This window comes from Pseudomonas sp. HY7a-MNA-CIBAN-0227 (assembly GCF_040310325.1).
Classification (GTDB): Bacteria; Pseudomonadota; Gammaproteobacteria; order Pseudomonadales; family Pseudomonadaceae; genus Aquipseudomonas.
Genome location: NZ_JBEOPT010000007.1, coordinates 13,449 through 35,018, shown reverse-complemented (window position 1 = coordinate 35,018; position 21,570 = coordinate 13,449). Strand labels below are relative to the sequence as shown.

Sequence of the window (21,570 nt, the reverse complement as noted above, 5' to 3'; positions counted from 1 at the left end):
GCAAAGCCAGCGCTGCCGGCATTCCTCACAGAAGCTGCTTTCAAAGTTTTACGCCTGCAGAACGGAGCTGATGAGGGTTGGCGGCGGCTATTTACCGGGTAAATAACAATCGCCAACACCGTTCTTTAGGAACGACTGTGCTCGTGACGCTTTGAAAACAGCTTCCAACGGACTATTGGTGCCTTAAAAGGCTGGCTAATTCTACGGCAAAAAATTTCTAAAGGTAAGTTGCCACGGCAAGTTTGCAGGGTGATGAAGGTTAGACAAAGGGCTAATATGTCCCACTGTTTCGCTGATTTGCGTGTTGCTGCCCATGTCCAACCAAACCATCAAGACCCCCTGCGTAGGCCTGTGCTCCACGGTTTACGGCGATCTCGTGTGCCGGGGCTGCAAGCGCTTTCACCACGAAGTGATCCAGTGGAACGGTTACAACGAGGAAGAAAAGCGCGCAGTGTGGCTCAGGCTTGAGCAACTGCTGGTGCAGGTGATGGCGGGAAAACTTGAGGTGTTCGACCCGAAAAAGCTGCGCTGGCAGCTGGAACAGCGAAAAATCCGCTTTGTGCCCCATCAGTCCGAATATTGCTGGGCCTACCAGTTGATCGCCCGTGGCGCACGGGTGATCACCCATCTGGAGGCCTATGGCATGGTGCTGCTGCCGGAGTTTCGTGAGTGGAACCTGCCACAGCTGCGCGATGCCATTGATCGGGAGTTCTTCATCCTCTCCGAAGCCCACTACCAGCGCTATATCGCGCCGGGGTTCTTGAAGGATGCCTTTGGCGCCTGAGCATCAATGCTGGCAAATAACTTCTTCCAGATGATCCATGATGTCCACCGGCTTGAGCACCAGCACATCACTTTCCAGCGCATCCAGCACCACTTCCGCCGTATTGCCGATCAGCGCCCCGGAAATCCCGGTGCGAGCCACGGTGCCAATGATCGTCACCGCTGCCAGCAGTTTGTGGGCCATATGAGGGATCAGCACATCGGCCGGGCCTTCTTCGATGTGCAGGCGGTGGTTATCAATATCGAATTCCGCCTGAAACGCCTTGCACTGCTCGCGATAGCGAGCCTCGATGGTTTCCTTGAGCTGGAACACCGGGTCGGCCGCCGACAGCATGGGCGACGGATGGGCGCTGATCACATGCAGTTGGGCCTTGGCCAGGCTGGCGATATCGAAGCCGTGATCGATGATGGCGGCGTGCAGGGTCTTGTGCTCGCCGTCGATGTTGCCGACGTCAATCGCGGCCAGAATAACCCCGCCGGTCCATGGCCGGTTGTGCTTGACCAGTAATACCGGGGCTGGGCAGTAGCGCAGCAGCTTCCAGTCCGCCGGGGTCAGCAAGGCTTTTTTCAGCGGGCTGTCGGAGAAATGCTGCTTGATCACCAGGCCACAACCTTCGGCCTGCTGCACATTGATGATGGTTTCGTGCAGGCTTTCATTCCACGCCTGTTCGGTGGTGACGCTGTAGCCATCCTCCTGAAGGCCAGACTTGAGCAGGCTCAACAGCGCAGAATGCTCATGTTTCTTGTCGCACACCAGCAAATGCAGGTGCGCGTCGGTCACCCCGGCGATCAGCTTGGCGCGCTTGAGTGCCAGACTTTCCGAATGCTCGGGCTCGATAACCACCAAAATGCTGCGAATGGCTTGCATGATCGGGATCTCCAGGGAAGGGAAGCAGTGAGTAAGGGCCGAGGCTTGCAACAACTATAGTTGCTGCCCGCCAGACGTCATGTTGATGTACATCAAGCCCCGTGACTGGTGGTCTGCGGCGCGGTCGGTATAATCGGCGCCCTTTGCTGTGAATCCTTACCCGTGAGCCAAATGTTCCTGACCCTTGCCATTGTGCCGGAAGTGACCCGATGAACCTGCCGCAAATTCATGAGTTTCTCGGCTGCCGCACGCCAGACGGCTGGGTCCAGGCCGCGCTGGCAGATCAGGAAACCCTGCTGATCGACCACAAGAATTGCGAATTCAAGGCTGCCAGCACTGCCTTGAGCCTGATCGCCAAGTATCACTCCCACGTCGACCTGATCGGCCTTATGTCGCGCCTGGCCCGGGAAGAACTGGTGCACCACGAGCAAGTCATGCGCCTGCTGAAAAAGCGCAAGATCGAGCTGCGCCAGCTGTCCGCCGGGCGTTATGCCTCGGGCTTGCGCAAGGTGGTGCGTAACCATGAACCGGTGAAACTGGTGGATACCCTGGTGGTCGGCGCCTTTATCGAGGCCCGCAGTTGCGAGCGTTTCGAAGCGCTGGTGCCGCATTTGGACGAAGAACTCGGCAAGTTCTACTTCGGATTGCTGAAAAGCGAGGCCCGGCACTTCCAGGGTTATCTGAAGCTGGCTTATCAGTACGGTGATGCCAAGGACATTGCCCAGGTTATCGACCGGGTACGGGCTGCCGAGCAGGAGTTGATCGAGTCACCGGACATCGAGTTCCGGTTTCACAGCGGTGTGCCTGCCTGAAACTGCGTAAACCAACCCACCTATCAAGACGGTGATCCCGGCCAGCAGCAGGATCACCGTCTGCGTGCCCAGCGGCGCCGCCAGAAGCGCGATCAATAACCCGGCCAAAGGCTGGGACAGATTGTTGAGCAAGGTCAAGACTCCCACTGTCTTGCCAAAGTCCCGAGCGGGGATCACTCGTTGGCGGATGCTGCGGATGTACACGTTGAACATCTTGTCGAAACCGCTGATCAGCAGAAACCCTGCGGTGTAAGCCCAGATATTCGGGCTCAGCGCGGTGATCAGTGCCCCCACGGCAATCATCGTATATGACAGGCTCCCGAGGACTTTCAACGGCAAGGTCGCCCGGGCCAGAAAAAACAGAATGGCTATCGTCACCACTGCCCCCGCTGCCTGCAAGCCGGCGTAGGTATCCTTGCCGGCTGCATATTGACCGATCACCATGGCCGCTGAGGTAGCCAGGGTCACGCCGATGATCAGGTTGACGCCAACGGCCAGGGCGATGATTTTTTTCAGTTCCGTCAGGTTGCGGATATGACCGAAGGCGATGCGCAGCGGTTGCAGCCAGATATCGTTGTGTTGTTCGAAGGTTTCCAGGTTCACGGTGGTGCTGCGCTGCCAGATCAGCATCGCCAGGTCGACCAGCAGGAACAGCCCGGCAATCCCCAGCACCACCCAGTGCCAGGCCCAAACTTGCAGCATCAGCGCGGCCACCAGCGGGCCCAGTACCAGGCCGCTCTGGTCGGCAATTTGCGAGTAGGAGAGGGTCTTGGCGTAGGTGTACTGCTTGAAGATATGCGGCATTAGCACCTCACGGGCCATGATGCCTTGGGTGGTCAATACCCCGCACAGTGCCGAGAGGCCGACGATCCAGTAGATGCCGTCGAACATCCCGTACAACACTACTGCCACTACACAGGCTGCGGCGCGGTAAACCTGGCTGATATGCAGGATGCGCACCGGGGAAAACCTGTCGCACAATGCGCCGCACACCGGGAATGACAAATAGCGCGGCAGCGACTCGACAAAAAACGCCAGCCCGGCCCAGGACACACTGTTGGTGGTCTGGAACACGATCAGCGGCACGATGAACAGCAGGATCTGATCCGCCAGCCGCGACAGGAACAGCGAAATGAAAAACGCCAAGTAATCCTTGCGCATAAAACTCCCTGTAAGTTGCCCGCCATGCTCTGACAAAAAACGTCCCGTTAAAGATTGCGAGCTATTTGTTAAAAACTCTTAAAAGCATGAAGCTTCTTCGAAAACCGCTGCTCAATGATGGCAACGTGCTCTTGTTGGCAATCATTGCCACCTATAATACGCACCTTCAATCCGCGTTCGCATACTGGGAATTTATGGAAAATCTGGGTCTTGGCAAGGTCTTGCTCGTTGAGGATGATCAGAAGCTGGCAGGGCTGATCGCGCATTTCCTCTCCCAGCATGGTTTCGAGGTGCTGGCGGTGCACCGTGGCGACGAGGCATTGGCAGCCTTCCTTGAGTTCAAGCCCAAGATCGTCGTGCTCGACCTGATGCTGCCGGGCCAAAGCGGCCTGCATGTATGCCGCGAGATTCGCAATGTGTCCGACACCCCCATCGTGATCCTCACCGCCAAGGAGGACGACCTGGACCATATCCTCGGCCTTGAATCCGGCGCCGACGATTACGTGATCAAACCCATCAAGCCGCCCGTGCTGCTGGCACGCCTGCGCGCCCTGCAGCGGCGCCAGGTGCCGGAGCCGACGGTGCGCGGCGCCCTGGCGTTTGGCCGGCTGGCCATTGATCGTAGTTGCCGTGGGGTGAGCCTGGGCGGCGAGAAGATCGACCTCACTACCATGGAATTCGAACTGCTATGGCTGCTGGCCAGCGCCGCCGGGAAAATCCTCTCCAGGGACGACATCCTCAACCGCATGCGCGGGATCGCCTTTGATGGGCTCAACCGCAGCGTCGACGTCTATATCAGCAAGCTGCGCGGCAAGCTCAACGACAACCCCAGGGAGCCGGTGTGCATCAAGACCATCTGGGGCAAGGGCTATCTGTTCAACCCGTTTGCCTGGGAGGTCTAGATGCTACGGCTGTTTCTACGTCTGTATGTGATCCTGGCCCTGGGGCTGGCCGGGGCGATCTGGCTGGTGAATTTCACCTTCGATGAATTACTGCCCGAAGCCAACGAAACGTATAACCGTGAAGCCATGCGCGGCCCGGCCTATGCCTTGGTGGAGCAATTGCGACCACTGCTCGGTGAGGCCCGCGATGCCCGCCTGGCTGAACTGCAACCCCATTACGGCTTACGCCTGGCCTTGATGCAGCGTGATGCCGCAGAGCTGACCGAGCGCGAGCAAAAACTGCTGGCTGACGGCCAGGTGGTGGTGCGCGGCGACTTCATGGAGTTCGTGGCCGATATCGACGGCGGCCGGCAACTGCTCAATATCAAGCTGCCAGAAGAGCCAAGGTGGCTGTACTTGTGGGCCTATTCGTTGCTTGGCTTGTGCCTGGCGGTGGTCCTGTATTTTTGGGTACGGCCCCATTGGCGCGACCTGGAGCATATTCGCCTGGCCGCCCAGCGTTTTGGTGACAACGACTTGGGTTCGCGAATCCTGTTGCCACGCCGTTCCACCGTGCGTGAGCTGGCCGGGCACTTCAACCAGATGGCCGAGCGCATCGAAAGCCTGATCGCCAACCAGCGCGAGTTGACCAACGCTGTCTCCCACGAGCTGCGTACACCGATTGCGCGCTTGTCCTTTGAGCTCGACCAGCTCAAGCAGGAAGCCGATCCAAGGCAGAGCCGCGCGTTGATCAACGACATGTACGCCGACCTAGGCGAGCTGGAAGAGATGGTCTCGGAGCTGTTGACCTACGCCAGCCTGGAGCGGGGCGCTACGCAAATCACCCGGGAAAGCATTGAGGCCCACAGTTGGCTCGACAGTGTGATTGGCAGCGTGGCCCTTGAAGCCGAGGCGGCGGGGGTGCAGTTGTTGCTGCGCACCTGTGAAGTCGACTATATCCGCATCGAACCGCGCTTTATGGCGAGGGCGCTGATCAACCTGTTGCGCAACGCCATTCGGTATGCCGATCGGCGGGTCGAGGTGTCGTTGGTCAAGTTTGGCGCGGGCTATGAAGTGCGGGTCAATGACGATGGCCCCGGCGTTCCGATGGAAGGCCGAGCGAAGATTTTCGAACCCTTCCTGCGCCTGGATGCCAGCCGTGATCGTCGCACCGGTGGCTTTGGTTTGGGCTTGGCGCTGGTGCGGCGGGTTTGTCAGTGGCACGGAGGGCAGGTCGAGGTGCTGGATTCGGAGTGGGGTGGGGCCTCGTTTCGGATGACCTGGGCGTATGCGGAGTAAGCGTTGAAGAACAACGCAGGTCTCGTTTGGGAGCAGCCCTGGTGGATCGCTGCGCTGCTGGGATGGGGGCCTTGCGTACGCGCTCAAACACCCCGAGCACTGATATCGCCGCTAAAACGCCCGGCCAGAAACCCATAAAAAAGATAACCCAAAGCAAGCACCAGCGTCGCGCCAAACACCGCTTCCTCACCAGAGGCGTAAATCGCATACAGCGAATAGCCCACCGCAATCAGCAACACCGTGGTGTTACGAGCGTAGATCGCCGGTGTGACCCCTGCCTTGTGCATCATCACCAGCAGGCCGGTGAGGGCCGTGATGTAGGGAATCAGGTTAGTCACCACCGCCAGACTCACCAGTTTGCTGAACTGTGCGCTGGCCGTCGGCGATATGGTCGACAAGGCCATCAACGTCTGAAGCACGGCACACGCCAGCATCCCGAATACCGGCGCCTGGGCACGGCTGAGGCGGCTGAAAAACGCCGGGAACATCCGATGGTCAGCGGTCATCTTGGCGGTTTGCGCCAGGGTGAACTGCCAGCCCAATAGCGAGCCGATACAGGCGATAACAGCCAACGCCATGATGATGTCGCCCACCAGCGGGCTGAATATCCGTGCGTAGACCAGCGCGAAAGGCGCAGAGGAACTGGCAAGTTCGGCATTGGGTACGATGCCCTGGATTACCGTGGTCGACAGCACATACACCAGCGCCGCGCCCAGCGTGCCCAGTAGGCAGGCCAGGGGCACGGTGCGCTTGGGGTCTTCCACTGCGTCATAACCCTGGGCGGCTGATTCCATGCCGAGGAACGCCCACAAAGTCAGCGGGATGCTGGCGCTGATGGCGTCGGCGAGTTGCAACTGGTTGGGGTTCCAGGCAGCGGTAAACACCTCGACCTTGAAGTAGAGCCAGCCGATCACACTCAGCCCCGCGACAGGAATAATCACCCCCCAGACCGTAAATACACCGATTTTGCCGGTAATTCGTGGGCCGCCGAAGTTCGCCACGGTAGTCAGCCAGATCAGGCCGACCGTACCGATAAACAACGGGATAGGCCCATTGCCCAGCCAGGGGATGAACGAGGACAGATAACCCACCGCCGAAATGGCAATCGCCACATTGGCAATCACCAGCGACAGAAAGTACAGAAACGAACACAGGAAAAACCCGGACTTGCCATGGGCTTCTTCGGAGTAGGCCGACATGCCGCCGGTGCGGGTACAGAAAATCCCGCATTGGGCAAAGCAATAGGCGATGGCCATGGAGCCGACCGCGGTGATTACCCACGAGAGCAACGACACCGCGCCCAACTGCGCCATGCTGGCCGGCAACATGATAATGCCCGAGCCCATCATGTTGATCGCCACCAGAGTGGTGAGGCCCATGAGGCCCATCTTCTTGCTCGGTTCGGCCATCGGGAACTCCTTGTTCTGGTATCAGGTCCGGGTGAAGTAGCCCGGTCAGACCATCGCTTGCGCCTGAATCCGCAACTCCCCGTCCATATCCTTGACCAGCCCACTGGCCAAAAACAGCGCCAGCAAGCGTTTGTGCAACTGCGGCTCGACAAAGTCCTTCACCGTGTCCAGCGCCAGGTTGCCGCTGCCGGGCAGTTCGGTCTTGGTGTAGGACAGCCAGGCTTTTTTCAGCATTAACAGGACATCGCTGCCGGCGGTGGAGGCGAAGCGGCGGTTGGCCTGTTGGCCTTGCAGATTGAAGGTGTGCTGGAATTCATAACCGGTCTCGTCGCCTGCGCTGGCCACACAACGCACGCACGTGCAGGGGCCATCGCCAAAGGCCGCGAGCAGATAGGTATTGAAGTCCACCACGGGCTTGAGCGCCAGGCGCTTATCGACTTCGAACAGGTCTCCGGTCATTTTTTCGTCAGTGCTCAACGTCCATTTCCTTGCAGGTCTACGGCTGGTTTTTTAGGAGCGCGGCACAATACCAGTCGGATGGAGTGTGTGGGTGTTTTTTGCCAAGGGACGACCCGCAGGCCCCAATGCCGGTAAGTTAAGAAATAAAACGGACAACTCATAACCTGTGGCGAGCGGGCTTGCCCGCGTTGGGCTGCGCAGCGGCCCTAAAACCAATCACTGCGGTCTTTCTGACGATCATAGCGACCGGCCTGGGAGCGCTTCGCACTCCAGCGCGGGCAAGCCCGCTCGCCACAAGGTAATGTTAGGCGCGCCATTTCCTTAACTTATCGGTATTACCCGCAAGCCCTGTCTTATATGAATAAAAATAGATTCAGATATTCTTTTCTGGTCTTAGCAATCACCGTTACGTTCGCTGCCATTCTTCATGTCGCGGCAGATTCCTCATGACACTCAAACGTTCCACCTTGACCCTGGCGGCGAGGGCAGTTGAGGCTATGCCTGGTCATTAGTGGAAGAACTCCCCCGGCGTCGCATCAAACTGCTGGCGGAAAGCCGCAATAAACGCCGAAGTCGACTCGTATCCACACGCCAGTGCCACATCGGTCACCCGATCACCCTGTTCCAGCGCGGGCAGGGCGCTCAACAACCGTAACCGCTGGCGCCACGCCCGAAACGTCAAACCGGTATCTCTCAAAAACAATCGACTCAGGGTTTTCTCGCTGACTCCCAGCTTCTGGCTCCACTGCCCCAGGGTAGTCTGCTGTTCCGGGTGCAGATTCAAGCTGCGGTAGATCTGCCGCAGACGACCGTCAAGGGGCAATGGCAACATCAAGTCCACCTGGGGTGCAGCGGCCAACTGGTCCAGCACCACCTGGGCCAGCCGCCCGTGCGGACCATCCTCGGCATATTCCACCGGCAACTCGCTGAAGCTGCGGATCAATTCGCGCAACAAACTGCTCACCGCCAGCACTTGGCAACGCTCGGCCGCCCAGGCGGTGACGCTGCAATCGAGGTACAGGCTGCGCATCTCGGTATGGGGCGAACTGAACACCCGGTGCGGCATCCCAGCGGGTATCCACACCGCCCGTTGCGGCGGCGCGACAAAGCGCCCGGCGCTGGTCTGGATCTCCAACACCCCGCAAATCGCGTAGGACAACTGCACCCACGGATGACTATGGCGGTGGGTCAGGGCGCGGTTGGGCAGGGATTCGGTGCGGCCATACACCGGTCGTGGCAGGCTGGAAAGCCCAGGCACGCTGCGGCGGACGGTTTTTTCATGTCCTTTAGGCGGCATTTACTGGCTCATTGGCGTTAGTCGGTAACAAGCCGTTACGTTAGAGTCGCTTCGATGCTCTTGGCAACCCCTGGAAGATCCTGCTTATGACCCGCCCACGCTTTTTGCCTGACAACTTCACCCTGACGCTGATCGCTACGGTGATCCTCGCCTCGCTGCTGCCCGTCAGTGGCCAGGCTGGCGTGGCCTTCGGCTGGCTGACCAACGCTGCCATCGCCCTGTTGTTTTTCCTCCACGGCGCCAAGCTGTCGCAACAGGCCATCGTCGCCGGTGCCGGCCACTGGCGCCTGCACCTGCTGGTGTTCAGCCTGACGTTCGTGCTGTTCCCGCTGTTGGGCCTGGCACTCAAGCCGCTGCTGTCGCCAATGATCGGCAAAGACTTGTACATGGGCATGCTCTACCTGTGTGCGTTGCCGGCCACCGTGCAGTCGGCGATTGCCTTCACGTCCCTGGCCCGGGGCAATATCCCAGCGGCGATTTGCAGTGCGGCGGCGTCCAGCCTGTTTGGCATCTTTCTTACGCCGTTGCTGGTGGCGTTGTTGCTCAATGTCCACGGCGAAGGCAGTTCCACCGTCGATGCCATCCTCAAGATCAGTGTGCAGTTGTTACTGCCCTTTGTAGCCGGGCAAATCGCCCGCCGCTGGATCGGCGCCTGGGTGGCGCGTAACAAGGTCTGGCTGAAGTTCGTCGACCAGGGTTCGATCCTACTGGTGGTCTATGGCGCATTCAGCGAAGCGGTCAACGAAGGTATCTGGCACCAGATTCCGCTGTGGGAACTGGGTGGCCTGGTCGTCGCTTGCTGTGTGTTGCTGGCGCTGGTGCTGGTAGCGTCCACGGTGCTGGGCAAGGCGTTCGGTTTTAATCAGGAAGACCGCATCACCATCCTGTTCTGTGGCTCGAAGAAAAGCCTGGCCACTGGCGTGCCGATGGCCCAGGTGCTGTTCGCCGGCAGCACCATAGGCGTGCTGATCCTGCCGTTGATGCTGTTTCATCAGATCCAGTTAATGGTCTGCGCGGCCCTGGCCCAGCGTTATGCCAAACGGCCGGAGACAATCGCGGAGTTAATGGGGCAAGTGGACCCCTGAACCATCGTGTTACTATTTTTGCGCGCAGCTCAAGGGCCGGCATCGGGCCGGCAAGATATGCGCGCAACGAGTACGACGACCTGTAAATGAGCCTTTCTTCAGCAACACCTCAAGCCAACTGGCAACCGGTCATCGCCCTCGCGCTGGCGGCCTTTGTCTTCAATACCACCGAATTTGTCCCAGTCGGCCTGCTCAGTGCCATCGGCGCCAGCTTCGACCTGCCCACCGCGCGCGTTGGCTTGATGCTCACCATTTATGCCTGGGTGGTGTCCCTGACTTCGCTGCCGGTGATGTTGCTGACCCGCAACGTCGAGCGGCGCAAGCTGTTGATCGTGCTGTTCGGCATGTTTATCGTCAGCCATATCCTTTCCAGCGTGGCCACCAGTTTTGGCCTGCTGATGGTCAGTCGCATCGGCATTGCACTGTCCCATGCGTTGTTCTGGTCCATTACCGCATCCCTTGCGGTGCGCCTGGCGCCGGAGGGCAAGCAGGTCCAGGCGTTGGGGCTGCTGGCAACTGGCACATCATTGGCGATGGTGCTGGGTATTCCGCTGGGACGCTTGCTGGGCGAAGCCATGGGTTGGCGCACCACCTTCCTGGTGATCGCCGCGTTCGCTGCCGCCCTGGTGTTCTGGCTGGCGCGAACCTTGCCACTGCTGCCCAGCCAGAACTCGGGTTCCCTGCGCAGCCTGCCGATGCTGTTCAAGCGCCCGGCGCTGGTGGCGCTCTATGTGCTGACGGCCCTGGTGGTGACCGCCCAGTTCACCGCCTACAGCTACATTGAACCCTTCGTCGAAGGCGTCGCTGGCCTGAGTGGCAATTCAGTGACGCTGATCCTGCTGGTATTCGGCGGCGCGGGCATCATTGGCTCGCTGCTGTTCAGCCTGGTGCACCGCCTCAATCCCTACCGTTTTCTTATCGCGGCCGTGACCGTGCTCGCCTTGTGCCTGGCCTTGTTGCTGCCGTTGAGCGGCGAGGTCTCGTACCTGGTGACGCTGAGTGTGTTCTGGGGGATGGCGATCATGGCTTTCGGCCTGGCGCTGCAATCCAAGGTTCTGGTGCTGGCGCCGGATGCCACCGATGTGGCGATGGCGATGTTTTCAGGGATCTACAACATCGGCATCGGCGGCGGGGCATTGCTGGGGAGCTGGGTGGGCGTGCAGTTTGGCTTCGCCTATATCGGCTCGGTGGGGGGATTGCTGGCGGCGGTGGCGTTGGGGCTTTACTGCCTGGCGATCTACCGGTTTGGCCAGGGTATGGCTCGCTGAGTCATACGGTCTATAAAGTGCAGAAAATTTAGTGTGGGAGAGTTGGCAAGCCCGCTTGCCACAGGGAGTCCGCCAGCCATCAGACATTGTGTAGATACCTATGCCGCGATAGCGGTGGGGCAGCTACCTAGATATTGACTGATAGACCGCTATCACAGGCAAGCCAGCTTTCACATGTGACCAGTATTGGTTTGAGTTTTTGCCACCGGGATCAGCAGATCGGCAGCCATTAATCGGCCTACCAGCGCCCGTTATAGCGCAGCCAGAACACTCTCCAGCTTTTCCTGATCGCGCGCGAATTGGCGAATCCCTTCCGCCAACTTCTCCGTGGCCATCGCATCTTCATTGGACGCCCAGCGAAATTGCGCTTCGTTGAGGTGCTGGCGAGCTTCCCCGGCATTTCCCGGAACCAATAAACGCTCCAGTGGCCCCTGGTCTTCACCGAGCTTTTGCAGCAGCTCAGGGCTGATGGTCAGTCGGTCACAACCGGCCAACTGTTCGATCTGGCTCAAGGTGCGAAAGCTGGCGCCCATGACCACGGCCTGGATGTCATTGGCCTTGTAGTAGTTGTAGATGCGCGTCACTGACTGCACGCCCGGGTCTTCGGCGCCGGTGTAATCCAGGCCGGTGCTCTTGCGGTACCAGTCGTAGATGCGGCCAACGAATGGCGAGATCAGGAACACCCCAGCATCGGCGCAGGCTGCGGCCTGGGCGAAGGAGAACAGTAGGGTCAGGTTGGTCTGGATGCCGGCTTTTTCCAGGCGCTCAGCGGTGCGGATGCCTTCCCAGGTAGAGGCCAGCTTGATCAGGACGCGATCGCGGCTCACGCCAGCCTGATCGTAAAGGGCGATCAACTGGTTGGCCTTGGCCCACAGCGCCTCTTCGTCGAAGGATAGGCAGCAGGGAAGGGTTGGTGGTGGCGTCGACCGGGCGCAGGCGGGTGATGGCGTCGAGGTCGCCTGTGTCGCAGACCACGCTGGTGAACTCTTTGAGCTGTTGCAGCTTGGAAGTCATGCGAGGCTTTCTCCGTGTCGAATGGGCAATAGGGTTAGTGATTCAAGGCCAGGGCTGTTTCCAGGTCGGTGAGGATAGTAAACCGGCGACGCTCGTCACGACATGATCAGGCCACCATCGCAAACAAACCCGCTCCCACATAGGATCGACGTATCTCCCCCTCTATCCGCCGCCAGGCCGATACCCGACTAAAACCATCGGCATTTCTTGATCGCCATCAAGCAGCTTTTACCCCCTCACTTCTTATCATGGTCCCTGCCAAGCAATGAGGAAGCGACCATGTCAGAGACCTTCACCAAGGGCATGGCCAGGAATATCTACTTCGGAGGAAGCGTGTTCTTCTTCCTGATATTCCTGGCACTGACCTACCACACCGAACAAACCTTTCCCGCCCGCAGTAACCAGGACCAGCTCACCGAGTCAGTCGTTCGCGGCAAAGGTGTCTGGGAGCGCAATAACTGCGTCGGCTGCCACACCCTGCTGGGCGAGGGTGCTTACTTTGCGCCGGAGCTGGGCAATGTGTTCAACCGCCGGGGTGGTGACGAAGCGTTCAAACCCTTCCTGCACGCCTGGATGAAAATGCAACCGTTGGGCGTACCCGGGCGGCGCGCCATGCCGCAATTCAACTTGAGCGAGCAGGAGGTGGACGATATGGCCGAGTTCCTCAAATGGAGCTCGAAGATCAACACCAACGGCTGGCCGCCAAACAAGGAGGGCTGAGGAATGCGCACTGTCAATCCATATCTGAAATTCCAATCCCAGGCCGTGGCCAAACCCTATTTCGTCTTCGCGCTGATTTTGTTTCTCGGCCAGGTGCTGTTCGGTTTGATCATGGGCCTGCAATACGTGGTGGGCGACTTTCTGTTCCCGTTGATTCCCTTCAACGTGGCGCGGATGGTCCACACTAACCTGCTGATCGTCTGGCTGCTGTTCGGCTTTATGGGCGCAGCCTACTACTTGATTCCCGAGGAGGCTGACCGCGAACTGCACAGCCCGAAACTGGCAATTATCCTGTTCTGGGTGTTTGCCGCCGCCGGCGTGTTAACCATCCTCGGTTACTTGCTGGTGCCCTATGCGGCCCTGGCCAAGCTGACCCACAACGAACTGCTGCCGACCATGGGCCGCGAATTCCTGGAGCAGCCGACGATTACCAAGATGGGCATCGTTGTCGTCTGCCTGGGCTTTCTCTACAACATCGGCATGACCCTGCTCAAGGGCCGCAAGACCACCATCAGCATGGTGATGATGACCGGCCTGATCGGTCTAGCGGTGTTCTTCCTGTTCTCCTTCTACAACCCCGGCAACCTGGCGCGTGACAAGTTCTACTGGTGGTGGGTGGTGCATCTTTGGGTGGAAGGCGTGTGGGAGCTGATCATGGGCTCGATGCTGGCCTTCGTGCTGATCAAGGTCACCGGTGTCGACCGTGAAGTAGTAGAGAAATGGCTGTACGTGATTATCGCCATGGCCCTGATTACCGGGATCATTGGCACCGGTCACCACTTCTTCTGGATTGGCGCACCCGAGGTGTGGTTGTGGGTCGGTTCGATCTTCTCCGCGCTTGAACCGCTGCCGTTCCTGGCGATGGTGATGTTTGCCTTCACCATGGTCAAACAGCGTCGGCGCCAGCACCCCAATCGTGCGGCTACGTTGTGGGCCAAGGGCACTACCGTCACGGCGTTTTTCGGCGCAGGGGTCTGGGGTTTCCTGCACACCCTGGCACCGGTCAACTTCTACACCCACGGCACGCAATTGACTGCGGCCCACGGGCACCTGGCGTTCTTCGGTGCTTACGCAATGATCGTCATGACGCTGATCAGCTACGCCATGCCTCGCTTGCGTGGCCTGGGTGAAGCGCCGGACCAGCGTTCCCAGACCATCGAAATCTGGGGCTTCTGGATGATGGTCCTGTCCATGGTGATGATCACCCTGTTCCTCACCGCCGCCGGTGCAGTGCAGGTCTGGTTGCAGCGCTGGCAGGTAGACGGTGTGGCCTTGCCGTTCATGGCCACGATGGATCATCTGACTCTGTTGTTCTGGGCGCGACTGGCCAGTGGCGTGGTGTTCCTGCTGGGGCTGCTCTGCTACCTGTACAGCTTCCGTCAGCGGGGCCGGGTCAAGGTGGCGGGCGCACCGGAGCCGATTGTCTATTGATCGCTGAACGTTAATCCCCAAGAGGGCGGTCCGGCTGATACAGCGGGCCGTTTTACGTCTGGAGCACGTCACATGGCCTTTACCCTTGAGTTGGAAGAGTGGGTCGGCAGTGTCTGGCACCGCTTTATCACCCGGCACGCCAGTGCCGATTTCCCCGAAGCGCGGGTTGACCTGGTCGACCGTCAACGCAGCCTGGCCCTGTTGTTCCGCGCCCTGGGCGGCGCCAGCGGGATTACCCTGGAAGCCGCCAGCGAGCGTGATCTGTTACTGCGCCGTAACCTGTTGATGCGCATTGCCGGTACCTGCAAGCAAGCGCCGCTGGCGTCCTGCGACGGTAGTCGCCTGCGCCTGCCAGCGAGCCTGGCGGTGTTCCCTGATGCATCGCTGAACCGCGAGTTGTACCGCTGGCTGGCATTGCTGGCAGCGCAATCGGGCCCCATGACCCATTGGGCGCGAGACAATCAACGCTGGACCTGGCTGCTGCTGCAACGCTACCCGGCCATGCTCCCCAGCTACCATCGGCTGGTGGACGCGCACATTCAACTGCGTCCCGATCCGGCCAGCCTCAACCCCGGTGAAGCCGCCCTGGAAAAGGCGCTGCGCAAGGCCCTGCATGAACCCGGCAGTATCCGCGATCTGCCTCGCAGCGAGCGGGCCGCCTGGCCATTGCCCTTGTGGCTGTATCCACCCTTGCACCTCAACAGCCCCCAGGCCGGCGACCTTGAAGATGATGGCGACGACCTGGCCACCAGCCCCGGCGAACAGCAGGGCGCGCCCAAGCGCGCCACCCGCGTCGACGACAATACCCGCGACGGTGGCCTGCTGGTGGTGCGCCTGGAAAACCTGTTCAGTTGGACCGAACACGTCGACCTCGATCGCTGGTCCGACGACAGCCAGGACCCGGATGCGGCACGGGTCGCCGAAGACCTGGATCAGCTCAGCCTGTCCCGCCAGCGCGTGCGCAAGAGCGGCGGCTTGAAGCTGCATCTGGACCTGCCGCCCGCCGACGTCGATGACATTCCCTTGGGCGAAGGCATCAAGCTGCCCGAATGGGATTACCGACAGCAACGCTTGCAGGAAGGCTTCGTCAACCTGCAACTGATGCAGCCCAGGGATAGCGAACCCCAGCCATTGCCGGCGCGTTTGCTACCCCAGGCCCAGCGTTTGCGCCGCCAGTTTCAACAACTGCGCACCGACCGCCAATGGCTGCGCCAACAACCCCAGGGCTCGGAACTGGACCTGCAGGCATGGCTGGATTTTCATGTGGAGCGTCAACACGGCCCCTGTGCCGACCGTGGCCTGTTCATGGAGCAGCGCCATACCCGGCGCGACTTGGCGTGCCTGCTGCTGGCGGACGTGTCGATGTCCACCGACGCCCATTTGAACGATGAGCAAAAGGTCATCGACGTGATTCGCGACAGCCTGTTGCTGTTTGGTGAGAGCCTGTCCGGCCTGGGGGATGCGTTTGCCCTGTATGGCTTTTCTTCCCTGCGTCGGCACCAAGTGCGCCTGCAACAACTCAAGTCATTCCAGCAGCCTTACGACGACCGCACGCGCGGCAGTATCCAGGGGCTGAAACCGGGCTACTACACTCGCATGGGCGCGGCGATTCGCCAGGCCACCCAACTGCTGGGCGGCTGCAAGCAGCGGCGCAAACTGTTGCTGATACTCACCGATGGCAAGCCCAATGACCTGGATTTGTATGAGGGCCGTTACGGCGTCGAGGACACCCGTCAGGCGGTGGTGGAAGCGCGGCGTCAGGGCTTGACTCCGTTCTGCATCACCATCGACAAACAGGCTGGGGATTACTTGCCGTACATGTTCGGCGCCCACGGCTACACCCTGATCCGTCAGCCGGAACAGTTGCCGTTGCGCTTGCCTCAACTCTATCGACAGTTAACCGAGCGTCAGTAGAAGTCCCGAGGCAGCCAGAAGAACATGACGATGCAAAACAGCGTCAGGCCCAGGCAAAACCATTGGAAACGCTTGAGTTTACGGGCCTGGACGCTGGCCTCGCAGGCGGGCAGGGCCATGGAGCAACGCTCGCACTGCTCACCGTCAACCGCATTGGGATGTTGGCAATACAGGCAGACGCGCACTGCGTTCACTCAAATTGCTCCAAGCGTGGGCGATCGAGAATGGCAATCTGCCGACCGTCCTGGGTGATGATCTTTTCATCAATCAACCGGCGAATGATCCGCGAGAAGGTTTCTGGCTGGATCGACAGGTGCCCAGCGATTAACTGCTTGGCCATGGGCAATTCGAAACTGCTGTCGACGCTGTGCAGGCGCACCAATTGCGTGAGCAGGTAGCGAACCACCCGGTGCGTGGCGTTTTTCAGCGACAGGGTTTCGATCTCGTTGACCCGCTGGTGCAGGCGCACGCACAACTTGCCCAGCAGGGCGAAGGTCAGGCGGCTGTTGCTGTGCAGCAGGCGCATGTAGGTGGCGTTGGACAGGCGATACAACTGCGTGGGGCACACCGCTTCGGCGCAGGCCACGTAGTTTGGGGTGTCCATCAGCATCATCGCTTCGGCGAAAGTATGCCGTTCGCCAATCACTTCGAAGACCTTCTCCTGGCCATCCGGGGTCAAGCGGTAGATCTTCACCGCGCCGGCAATCACGAAGTAGAACGAGTCGGCTGGTTCACCCTGGCGAAATAGCGGCTCGCCCTTGTCTATGCTCAGCAAGTGACTGGTGGACATCAACTCATCCATCTGTTCCTCGTTCAACGGCTCGAACAGGTGATGGCTGCGCAGGATCTGGTGATGGACGCGGTGCAGGACCATGGGCGCATCCTTGGGGCACGACAGGGACGGGATCATACGAGCAACAACGACAGGCCACTGGCCGCCGCCATCATCGAACCGAGGATCACGAACCAGGCCAGGGGCTGGATGACTTTTTTCATGGAAACTCCGAGAGGCAAGGTATTAACGGGATAACCGGGTAGAGCAAGAGGCGGGCCAGGGGGCGAGCCTTGTAATTGGAGGGCTGCAGCGGAACTAGGGTAAAAATGACCTTGATGTTTATGGTTTTTATAACCATTTTATGGTCATTTTTACCCTAATCAGCGTAGCCTGAACCTTAACGCGCGTAGCAGGAGCGATACCGATCAGGGTGGCCCAGCCCTTGCTACCTCATCAGGCAACGGCCCCAAGGTTAATCCCTGCGCTCTTGACCCAGCTTGATCTGCGACAAGGGCCATGCGCGGGCAATACCGGATGATCGGGCCGGCAACGAATTGAGGAGTGGCTGTATGCAAGTGCTGGATCGGCGCAAGGCAATGTCGATTACCCCGTTATTTCGTCTGGCCTTTCGGCCATTTTTCCTTGGTGGCTGCCTGTTGGCGTTGCTGGCAATCCCGTTGTGGCTGCTGGCCCTGGCCGGCACTACCGGCGCCTGGCAACCGGCGGGTGGCTGGCTGGCCTGGCACCGTCACGAGCTGTTGTTCGGCTTCGCCCTGGCGATCATCGCCGGCTTCCTGCTGACTGCCGTGCAGACCTGGACCGGTCGTCCCGGCCTGAGCGGCACGCCCCTGGGCCTGCTGGCGGCGATATGGCTGGCCGCACGGCTGGCCTGGCTGTTCAACCTGCCGTGGCCGCTGCTGGCGGTGCTGGAATTGACGTTCCCCCTGGCGGTCGCCGGGTTGATGGGCTGGACCCTGTGGCAGGTTCGGCAACAGCGCAACTACCCGATTGTGTTGGTATTGCTGTTGCTGACCCTGGCCGACGGCTTGTCCCTGTATGGCTTGCTGCGCGGCGATGAAGGCTGGCAGCGCCAGTCAGTGTTAACCGGCTTGTGGCTGGTGGCGGCGATGATGGGCTTGATCGGCGGGCGGGTGATTCCGTTTTTCACCAAGCGTGGCCTGGGTCGTACCGACGCGGTAAAACCCTGGCCCTGGCTCGATCATCTGTTGTTAATAGGCTCAGCCCTGGTAGCGCTGCTGTATGCCGTCGGGCTAGCGTCGGTTGCCAGTGTCTGGATAGGCATATTGTTCGCGCTGCTGGGTCTGGGCCACCTGCTGCGCTTGGTGCGCTGGCATGACCGGGGCCTATGGCGTGTACCGCTGCTCTGGTCATTGCACCTGGCCTATGCCTGGCTGGCGGTGGCGTGCCTGGGCATGGCGCTGTGGCATGTGGGTGTGCCGCTCAATCCCAGCCTGGCGGTGCATGCACTGACGATCGGCGCGATGGGTGGCTTGATTCTGGCGATGATCGCCCGGGTCAGCCTGGGCCATACCGGCCGCGCCCTGACGCCGCCCTCGGGCATGACCCTGGCGTTTGTGCTGCTCAACGTTGCGTGTCTGAGCCGGGTCGTGCTGGTGCTGTTCTGGCCCTACGCCGCGCTGTGGCTGGCCGGCCTGTGCTGGGCCGCAGGCCTTGGCCTCTATGTATGGCGCTACGGCCCGATGCTGTGGCGCGCGCGGGTTGACGGCCATCCGGGCTAGGAGATCGACAATGCTGTATTCGGGGTTACTGATTTTGCATCTGCTGGCGGCGATTGCCTTTATTGGCACGCTGTTTTTCGAAGTGTTTATCTGGCATAGCGCCCGTAAGGAACTGGCCTGGTCGGCGCAACTGACCTCGGACCAGGCCATTGCCCGGCGTTCGCGGCGGGTGCTGCACGGGGTTGTGATGCTGTTATACGGCGCCGGGATTGCAATGGCGTGGCAATACCGCGGGGTGTTGAGCTTGCCGTGGGCCAGTCATTTTGCGGCGCTGTTGAGCCTCAAGATTGTGCTGGCGGTGAGCATCATCGGGCATTACCTGCTGCTGGCTTACTGGCTGGGGCGCGATCATCTAAGCCCCGCGCGGGCGATGTGGATACGCCGCAGTATCCTGGGGCATATGCTGCTGATCGTTATCCTGGCGAAGATGATGATGCGCTGAGCGCGGGCATATTGTGGCGAGCTCGCTCGCCACGGGTGGCTCATATGCTTGGATTCAACGCCCGAACAAACAACACATCATTTTCCAGATGAATATGCTCCAGCAGGTCGCCGTGAAACACCTCGAGCCCTTGATACAAGGTGCGCCAGGTATTGCAGGCACCGGTCGGCGGCTTGATCTGGTCGGTCAGTGCCAGCAGTTGCTCCAGGGCCTGGCCATGTTGCTCATGCTCATAACGCATCACCTGAATCGGCGGCGCGGCCTGGGCCCCCATGCCCATTTTCAGCATCGGGAACAGCACCTGTTCCTCCTTGAGCATATGGCCCTCTAGTTCCTGCAGGATGTCGCGCAGCAGGTCGGCCAAACCGTTGGGGCAATGGCTGTGCTCACCGTGGACCTGTTCGACGCGGCAGGCCAGACGGATCAGTTCCGGCAGTTGCTCACGGTGGCGGGTGTGATAACGCTCCAGCAGATGCTCGATCAATTGTTCCTGGGGCAGGGTGGTCGGGTTCATCAGGCTTCCTCATGAATGTGGACTAATGAGTCCGTTATTGCATCCTCTGTGCCACCTCCAACCTATTGAAAATTAGCGCTTATTTTTTTGTGGTGGTCAGGATCACCCTGATGCTGCAGGGTAGAACCGACCACACAAGGGTAATTATGACCATGCTGCGTGAAAGTCTGTCGGCCGACCTGATTGTCGAACTGCCCAATGCCGTGCGCCTGCAACGGCTGGTGCAGACCCTGCGTGAATACTTCAACAGCGGCGCCGTCGGCCTGCTGCGCCTGGATGGCGACGACAGCCTGCGCCCGGTGGCCACCGTCGGCCTGGTCCATGAAGCCCTTGGCCGGCGTTTTGTGATCGCCCAGCATCCACGATTGGCGGCGATCATGGCGTCCCGCGAGCCCACTTGGTTTGAACCCGACAGCCGCCTGCCTGACCCCTACGACGGCCTGCTGGACACCCTGGTCGGCGAGCCGCTGCCGGTGCATGACTGCATGGGCGTGAGCCTGTTTGTCGAAGGCCGGCCCTGGGGCGCGATCACCCTCGATGCGCTGCACGCCGGCACATTCGACGCCAGTGCCCGCGACCAGCTCAAGCGCTGCACCCTGCAGATCGAAGCGGCGGTGCGGGTCACGCGCCTGGAGCAGGAAAACCGCAGCCTGCGCCTGTCTCGCAGCGACCTCGGCGAGGGCTTGCCCGACGTCGAAGACGGCGAAATCCTCGGGCAAAGCCCGATCCTGCACCAGTTGCTCAACGAACTGGATGTGCTCGCCGATTCCGACTTGCCGGTGCTGTTGCTGGGGGAAACCGGAGTGGGCAAGGAGCTGTTCGCCCGCCGCCTGCATCGGTTGTCGCGGCGCAGCCACAAGCCGCTGATCCAGGTCAATTGCGCGGCACTGCCGGAATCATTGGCCGAGAGCGAGCTGTTCGGTCACGTCAAAGGTGCCTTTTCTGGTGCCACCAGCGACCGCGCCGGACGTTTTGATGCGGCCAATGGCGGCACGTTGTTTCTCGATGAGGTCGGCGAGTTGCCCCTCAGTGTCCAGGCCAAGCTGTTGCGTACCTTGCAAAATGGCGAGATCCAGCGCCTGGGGGCCGATAAGCCGTTGCATGTGGACGTGCGCATCATCGCCGCTACCAACCGCCATCTGCCTGACAGTATCCGCAGCGGGCTGTTTCGCGCCGACCTGTACCACCGGCTCTCGGTGTACCCGGTACCGATTCCGCTGCTGCGTGAGCGCGGCCACGACGTGTTGCTGCTGGCCGGGCATTTCCTCGAGCTCAATCGTGCCCGGCTTGGCCTGCGCGGCCTGCGCCTGTCGCCGGCAGCCGAACAGGCGCTGCTCAGTTATGGCTGGCCGGGCAATGTGCGTGAGCTTGAGCATGTGATCAGCCGTGCTGCCCTCAAACAACTGAGCCGTGGTGGCAATCGCAGCGAGATCATGACCCTGGAAGCCGGCCTGCTGGACCTCGACAGCACTGCTGGAGCGCCTCAGGCCCTGGTTCAGCAGGCGCCGCCGCAAGCCTTTCAATCCCTGGGAGAGGCGGTGGACGAATGCCAGCGCCAGAAAATCCGCCAGGCCCTGGGCCTGTCCGGCGACAACTGGGCCAGTGCCGCGCGGTTGTTGGGGCTGGACTCAAGTAACCTGCACAAACTGGCCCGGCGCCTGGGGCTCAAGTAGCTTCC

General features: G+C 60.3%; 19 protein-coding genes and 2 pseudogenes. 12 read left to right on the top strand and 9 right to left on the bottom strand.

Going from position 1 to position 21,570, the window contains the following annotated elements; genetic code table 11:
• Nucleotides 1–313: 313 nt before the first annotated feature.
• A complete protein-coding gene (locus tag AAEZ06_RS13745) occupies nt 314–784 on the top strand; it encodes a DUF1289 domain-containing protein (RefSeq protein ID WP_149493980.1) in 471 nt (156 codons plus the stop codon).
• A gap of 3 nt (nt 785–787) precedes the next feature.
• Here the strand turns inward: AAEZ06_RS13745 and uspL are convergent, their stop codons facing one another.
• On the bottom strand, nt 788–1,651 hold the full coding sequence (gene uspL, locus AAEZ06_RS13740) for a universal stress protein UspL (RefSeq protein WP_149414662.1): 864 nt from the start codon (nt 1,649–1,651) through the stop codon (nt 788–790).
• A 209-nt stretch (nt 1,652–1,860) separates the two neighbouring features.
• On the opposite strand from uspL, the gene AAEZ06_RS13735 reads away from it, so the two are divergent.
• Nucleotides 1,861–2,463, top strand: coding sequence for a MiaE family protein (locus AAEZ06_RS13735; RefSeq protein ID WP_350614787.1), 603 nt, complete (start codon nt 1,861–1,863; stop codon nt 2,461–2,463).
• Here AAEZ06_RS13735 and AAEZ06_RS13730 read toward each other — a convergent pair.
• Nucleotides 2,419–3,624 (bottom strand): MFS transporter, encoded by a 1,206-nt coding sequence (locus AAEZ06_RS13730; protein ID WP_350614785.1) that lies wholly within the window; start codon nt 3,622–3,624, stop codon nt 2,419–2,421. The genes AAEZ06_RS13735 and AAEZ06_RS13730 overlap by 45 nt on opposite strands.
• Before the next feature lie 194 nt (nt 3,625–3,818).
• Here AAEZ06_RS13730 and AAEZ06_RS13725 point away from each other — a divergent pair, with 194 nt between their 5' ends.
• Together AAEZ06_RS13725 and AAEZ06_RS13720 are read left to right on the top strand one after the other, a co-directional pair.
• Nucleotides 3,819–4,526 carry a response regulator gene (locus AAEZ06_RS13725; RefSeq protein ID WP_350614783.1) on the top strand — a complete coding sequence of 236 codons (708 nt, stop codon included), beginning with the start codon at nt 3,819–3,821 and terminating at the stop codon, nt 4,524–4,526.
• Complete coding sequence (locus tag AAEZ06_RS13720; RefSeq protein ID WP_350614781.1) at nt 4,527–5,804, top strand: ATP-binding protein; 1,278 nt, start codon at nt 4,527–4,529, stop codon at nt 5,802–5,804. It begins immediately after the preceding gene.
• 83 nt (nt 5,805–5,887) lie between these two features.
• On the opposite strand, the gene potE is transcribed toward AAEZ06_RS13720, so the two are convergent.
• From potE to AAEZ06_RS13705, 3 genes are all read right to left on the bottom strand, one after another.
• Nucleotides 5,888–7,213, bottom strand: a complete 1,326-nt coding sequence (gene potE, locus AAEZ06_RS13715; protein WP_149414674.1) for a putrescine-ornithine antiporter — start codon at nt 7,211–7,213, stop codon at nt 5,888–5,890.
• 45 nt (nt 7,214–7,258) lie between these two features.
• Nucleotides 7,259–7,690, bottom strand: a complete 432-nt coding sequence (locus AAEZ06_RS13710; protein ID WP_149414675.1) for a hypothetical protein — start codon at nt 7,688–7,690, stop codon at nt 7,259–7,261.
• A 490-nt stretch (nt 7,691–8,180) separates the two neighbouring features.
• Nucleotides 8,181–8,969, bottom strand: a complete 789-nt coding sequence (locus AAEZ06_RS13705; protein ID WP_350614780.1) for an AraC family transcriptional regulator — start codon at nt 8,967–8,969, stop codon at nt 8,181–8,183.
• Between the two features lie 86 nt (nt 8,970–9,055).
• Here AAEZ06_RS13705 and AAEZ06_RS13700 point away from each other — a divergent pair, with 86 nt between their 5' ends.
• Nucleotides 9,056–10,054, top strand: coding sequence for a bile acid:sodium symporter family protein (locus AAEZ06_RS13700; RefSeq protein ID WP_350614779.1), 999 nt, complete (start codon nt 9,056–9,058; stop codon nt 10,052–10,054).
• Nucleotides 10,055–10,140: 86 nt separating this feature from the next.
• Entirely contained in the window at nt 10,141–11,322 is a 1,182-nt protein-coding gene (locus tag AAEZ06_RS13695) for a sugar transporter (RefSeq protein ID WP_149414678.1), read from the top strand.
• 251 nt (nt 11,323–11,573) lie between these two features.
• Here AAEZ06_RS13695 and AAEZ06_RS13690 read toward each other — a convergent pair.
• A pseudogene (locus tag AAEZ06_RS13690) lies at nt 11,574–12,336 on the bottom strand (transaldolase family protein).
• A gap of 279 nt (nt 12,337–12,615) precedes the next feature.
• Between AAEZ06_RS13690 and AAEZ06_RS13685 the strand changes: the two are divergent.
• The 3 genes from AAEZ06_RS13685 to AAEZ06_RS13675 all read left to right on the top strand — a co-directional run bounded on the left by AAEZ06_RS13685 (nt 12,616) and on the right by AAEZ06_RS13675 (nt 16,401).
• Complete coding sequence (locus AAEZ06_RS13685; protein ID WP_133101017.1) at nt 12,616–13,056, top strand: c-type cytochrome; 441 nt, start codon at nt 12,616–12,618, stop codon at nt 13,054–13,056.
• A 3-nt stretch (nt 13,057–13,059) separates the two neighbouring features.
• Nucleotides 13,060–14,487, top strand: coding sequence for a cbb3-type cytochrome c oxidase subunit I (locus AAEZ06_RS13680; protein ID WP_149414679.1), 1,428 nt, complete (start codon nt 13,060–13,062; stop codon nt 14,485–14,487).
• Between the two features lie 72 nt (nt 14,488–14,559).
• The gene (locus AAEZ06_RS13675; protein ID WP_149414680.1) at nt 14,560–16,401 is read left to right on the top strand and encodes a nitric oxide reductase activation protein NorD; all 1,842 of its coding nucleotides are present in this window, start codon (nt 14,560–14,562) and stop codon (nt 16,399–16,401) included.
• Here the strand turns inward: AAEZ06_RS13675 and AAEZ06_RS13670 are convergent.
• Together AAEZ06_RS13670 and AAEZ06_RS13665 are read right to left on the bottom strand one after the other, a co-directional pair.
• Nucleotides 16,395–16,586, bottom strand: a complete 192-nt coding sequence (locus AAEZ06_RS13670; RefSeq protein WP_133101228.1) for a protein DnrP — start codon at nt 16,584–16,586, stop codon at nt 16,395–16,397. The two genes, AAEZ06_RS13675 and AAEZ06_RS13670, sit on opposite strands and share 7 nt — an antisense overlap.
• Nucleotides 16,587–16,591: 5 nt before the next feature.
• Nucleotides 16,592–17,275 carry a Crp/Fnr family transcriptional regulator gene (locus tag AAEZ06_RS13665; protein ID WP_133101014.1) on the bottom strand — a complete coding sequence of 228 codons (684 nt, stop codon included), beginning with the start codon at nt 17,273–17,275 and terminating at the stop codon, nt 16,592–16,594.
• Nucleotides 17,276–17,745: 470 nt separating this feature from the next.
• Between AAEZ06_RS13665 and AAEZ06_RS13660 the strand changes: the two genes are divergently transcribed.
• Nucleotides 17,746–18,936, top strand: coding sequence for an NnrS family protein (locus AAEZ06_RS13660; protein WP_350614777.1), 1,191 nt, complete (start codon nt 17,746–17,748; stop codon nt 18,934–18,936).
• Nucleotides 18,937–18,946: 10 nt separating this feature from the next.
• Nucleotides 18,947–19,378, top strand: a complete 432-nt coding sequence (locus tag AAEZ06_RS13655) for a hypothetical protein (RefSeq protein WP_350614775.1) — start codon at nt 18,947–18,949, stop codon at nt 19,376–19,378.
• 40 nt (nt 19,379–19,418) lie between these two features.
• Here AAEZ06_RS13655 and AAEZ06_RS13650 read toward each other — a convergent pair.
• Nucleotides 19,419–19,874, bottom strand: a pseudogene (locus AAEZ06_RS13650) (hemerythrin domain-containing protein); the annotation flags it as partial.
• A 170-nt stretch (nt 19,875–20,044) separates the two neighbouring features.
• Between AAEZ06_RS13650 and norR the strand changes: the two are divergent.
• Nucleotides 20,045–21,565 carry a nitric oxide reductase transcriptional regulator NorR gene (gene norR, locus AAEZ06_RS13645; RefSeq protein WP_350614972.1) on the top strand — a complete coding sequence of 507 codons (1,521 nt, stop codon included), beginning with the start codon at nt 20,045–20,047 and terminating at the stop codon, nt 21,563–21,565.
• Nucleotides 21,566–21,570 lie beyond the last annotated feature (5 nt).

Bases quoted from the DNA above. Each gene is read 5' to 3' on its own strand.
- AAEZ06_RS13705 (WP_350614780.1), bottom strand. From the start codon at position 8,969: ATGCCGCCTAAAGGACATGAAAAAACCGTCCGCCGCAGCGTGCCTGGG.
- AAEZ06_RS13655 (WP_350614775.1), top strand. From the start codon at position 18,947: ATGCTGTATTCGGGGTTACTGATTTTGCATCTGCTGGCGGCGATTGCC.
- AAEZ06_RS13665 (WP_133101014.1), bottom strand. From the start codon at position 17,275: ATGGTCCTGCACCGCGTCCATCACCAGATCCTGCGCAGCCATCACCTG.
- AAEZ06_RS13660 (WP_350614777.1), top strand. From the start codon at position 17,746: ATGCAAGTGCTGGATCGGCGCAAGGCAATGTCGATTACCCCGTTATTT.
- norR (WP_350614972.1), top strand. From the start codon at position 20,045: ATGCTGCGTGAAAGTCTGTCGGCCGACCTGATTGTCGAACTGCCCAAT.
- AAEZ06_RS13695 (WP_149414678.1), top strand. From the start codon at position 10,141: ATGAGCCTTTCTTCAGCAACACCTCAAGCCAACTGGCAACCGGTCATC.
- AAEZ06_RS13730 (WP_350614785.1), bottom strand. From the start codon at position 3,624: ATGCGCAAGGATTACTTGGCGTTTTTCATTTCGCTGTTCCTGTCGCGG.
- potE (WP_149414674.1), bottom strand. From the start codon at position 7,213: ATGGCCGAACCGAGCAAGAAGATGGGCCTCATGGGCCTCACCACTCTG.
- AAEZ06_RS13725 (WP_350614783.1), top strand. From the start codon at position 3,819: ATGGAAAATCTGGGTCTTGGCAAGGTCTTGCTCGTTGAGGATGATCAG.
- AAEZ06_RS13685 (WP_133101017.1), top strand. From the start codon at position 12,616: ATGTCAGAGACCTTCACCAAGGGCATGGCCAGGAATATCTACTTCGGA.
- AAEZ06_RS13720 (WP_350614781.1), top strand. From the start codon at position 4,527: ATGCTACGGCTGTTTCTACGTCTGTATGTGATCCTGGCCCTGGGGCTG.
- AAEZ06_RS13700 (WP_350614779.1), top strand. From the start codon at position 9,056: ATGACCCGCCCACGCTTTTTGCCTGACAACTTCACCCTGACGCTGATC.
- AAEZ06_RS13675 (WP_149414680.1), top strand. From the start codon at position 14,560: ATGGCCTTTACCCTTGAGTTGGAAGAGTGGGTCGGCAGTGTCTGGCAC.
- AAEZ06_RS13680 (WP_149414679.1), top strand. From the start codon at position 13,060: ATGCGCACTGTCAATCCATATCTGAAATTCCAATCCCAGGCCGTGGCC.
- uspL (WP_149414662.1), bottom strand. From the start codon at position 1,651: ATGCAAGCCATTCGCAGCATTTTGGTGGTTATCGAGCCCGAGCATTCG.
- AAEZ06_RS13735 (WP_350614787.1), top strand. From the start codon at position 1,861: ATGAACCTGCCGCAAATTCATGAGTTTCTCGGCTGCCGCACGCCAGAC.
- AAEZ06_RS13745 (WP_149493980.1), top strand. From the start codon at position 314: ATGTCCAACCAAACCATCAAGACCCCCTGCGTAGGCCTGTGCTCCACG.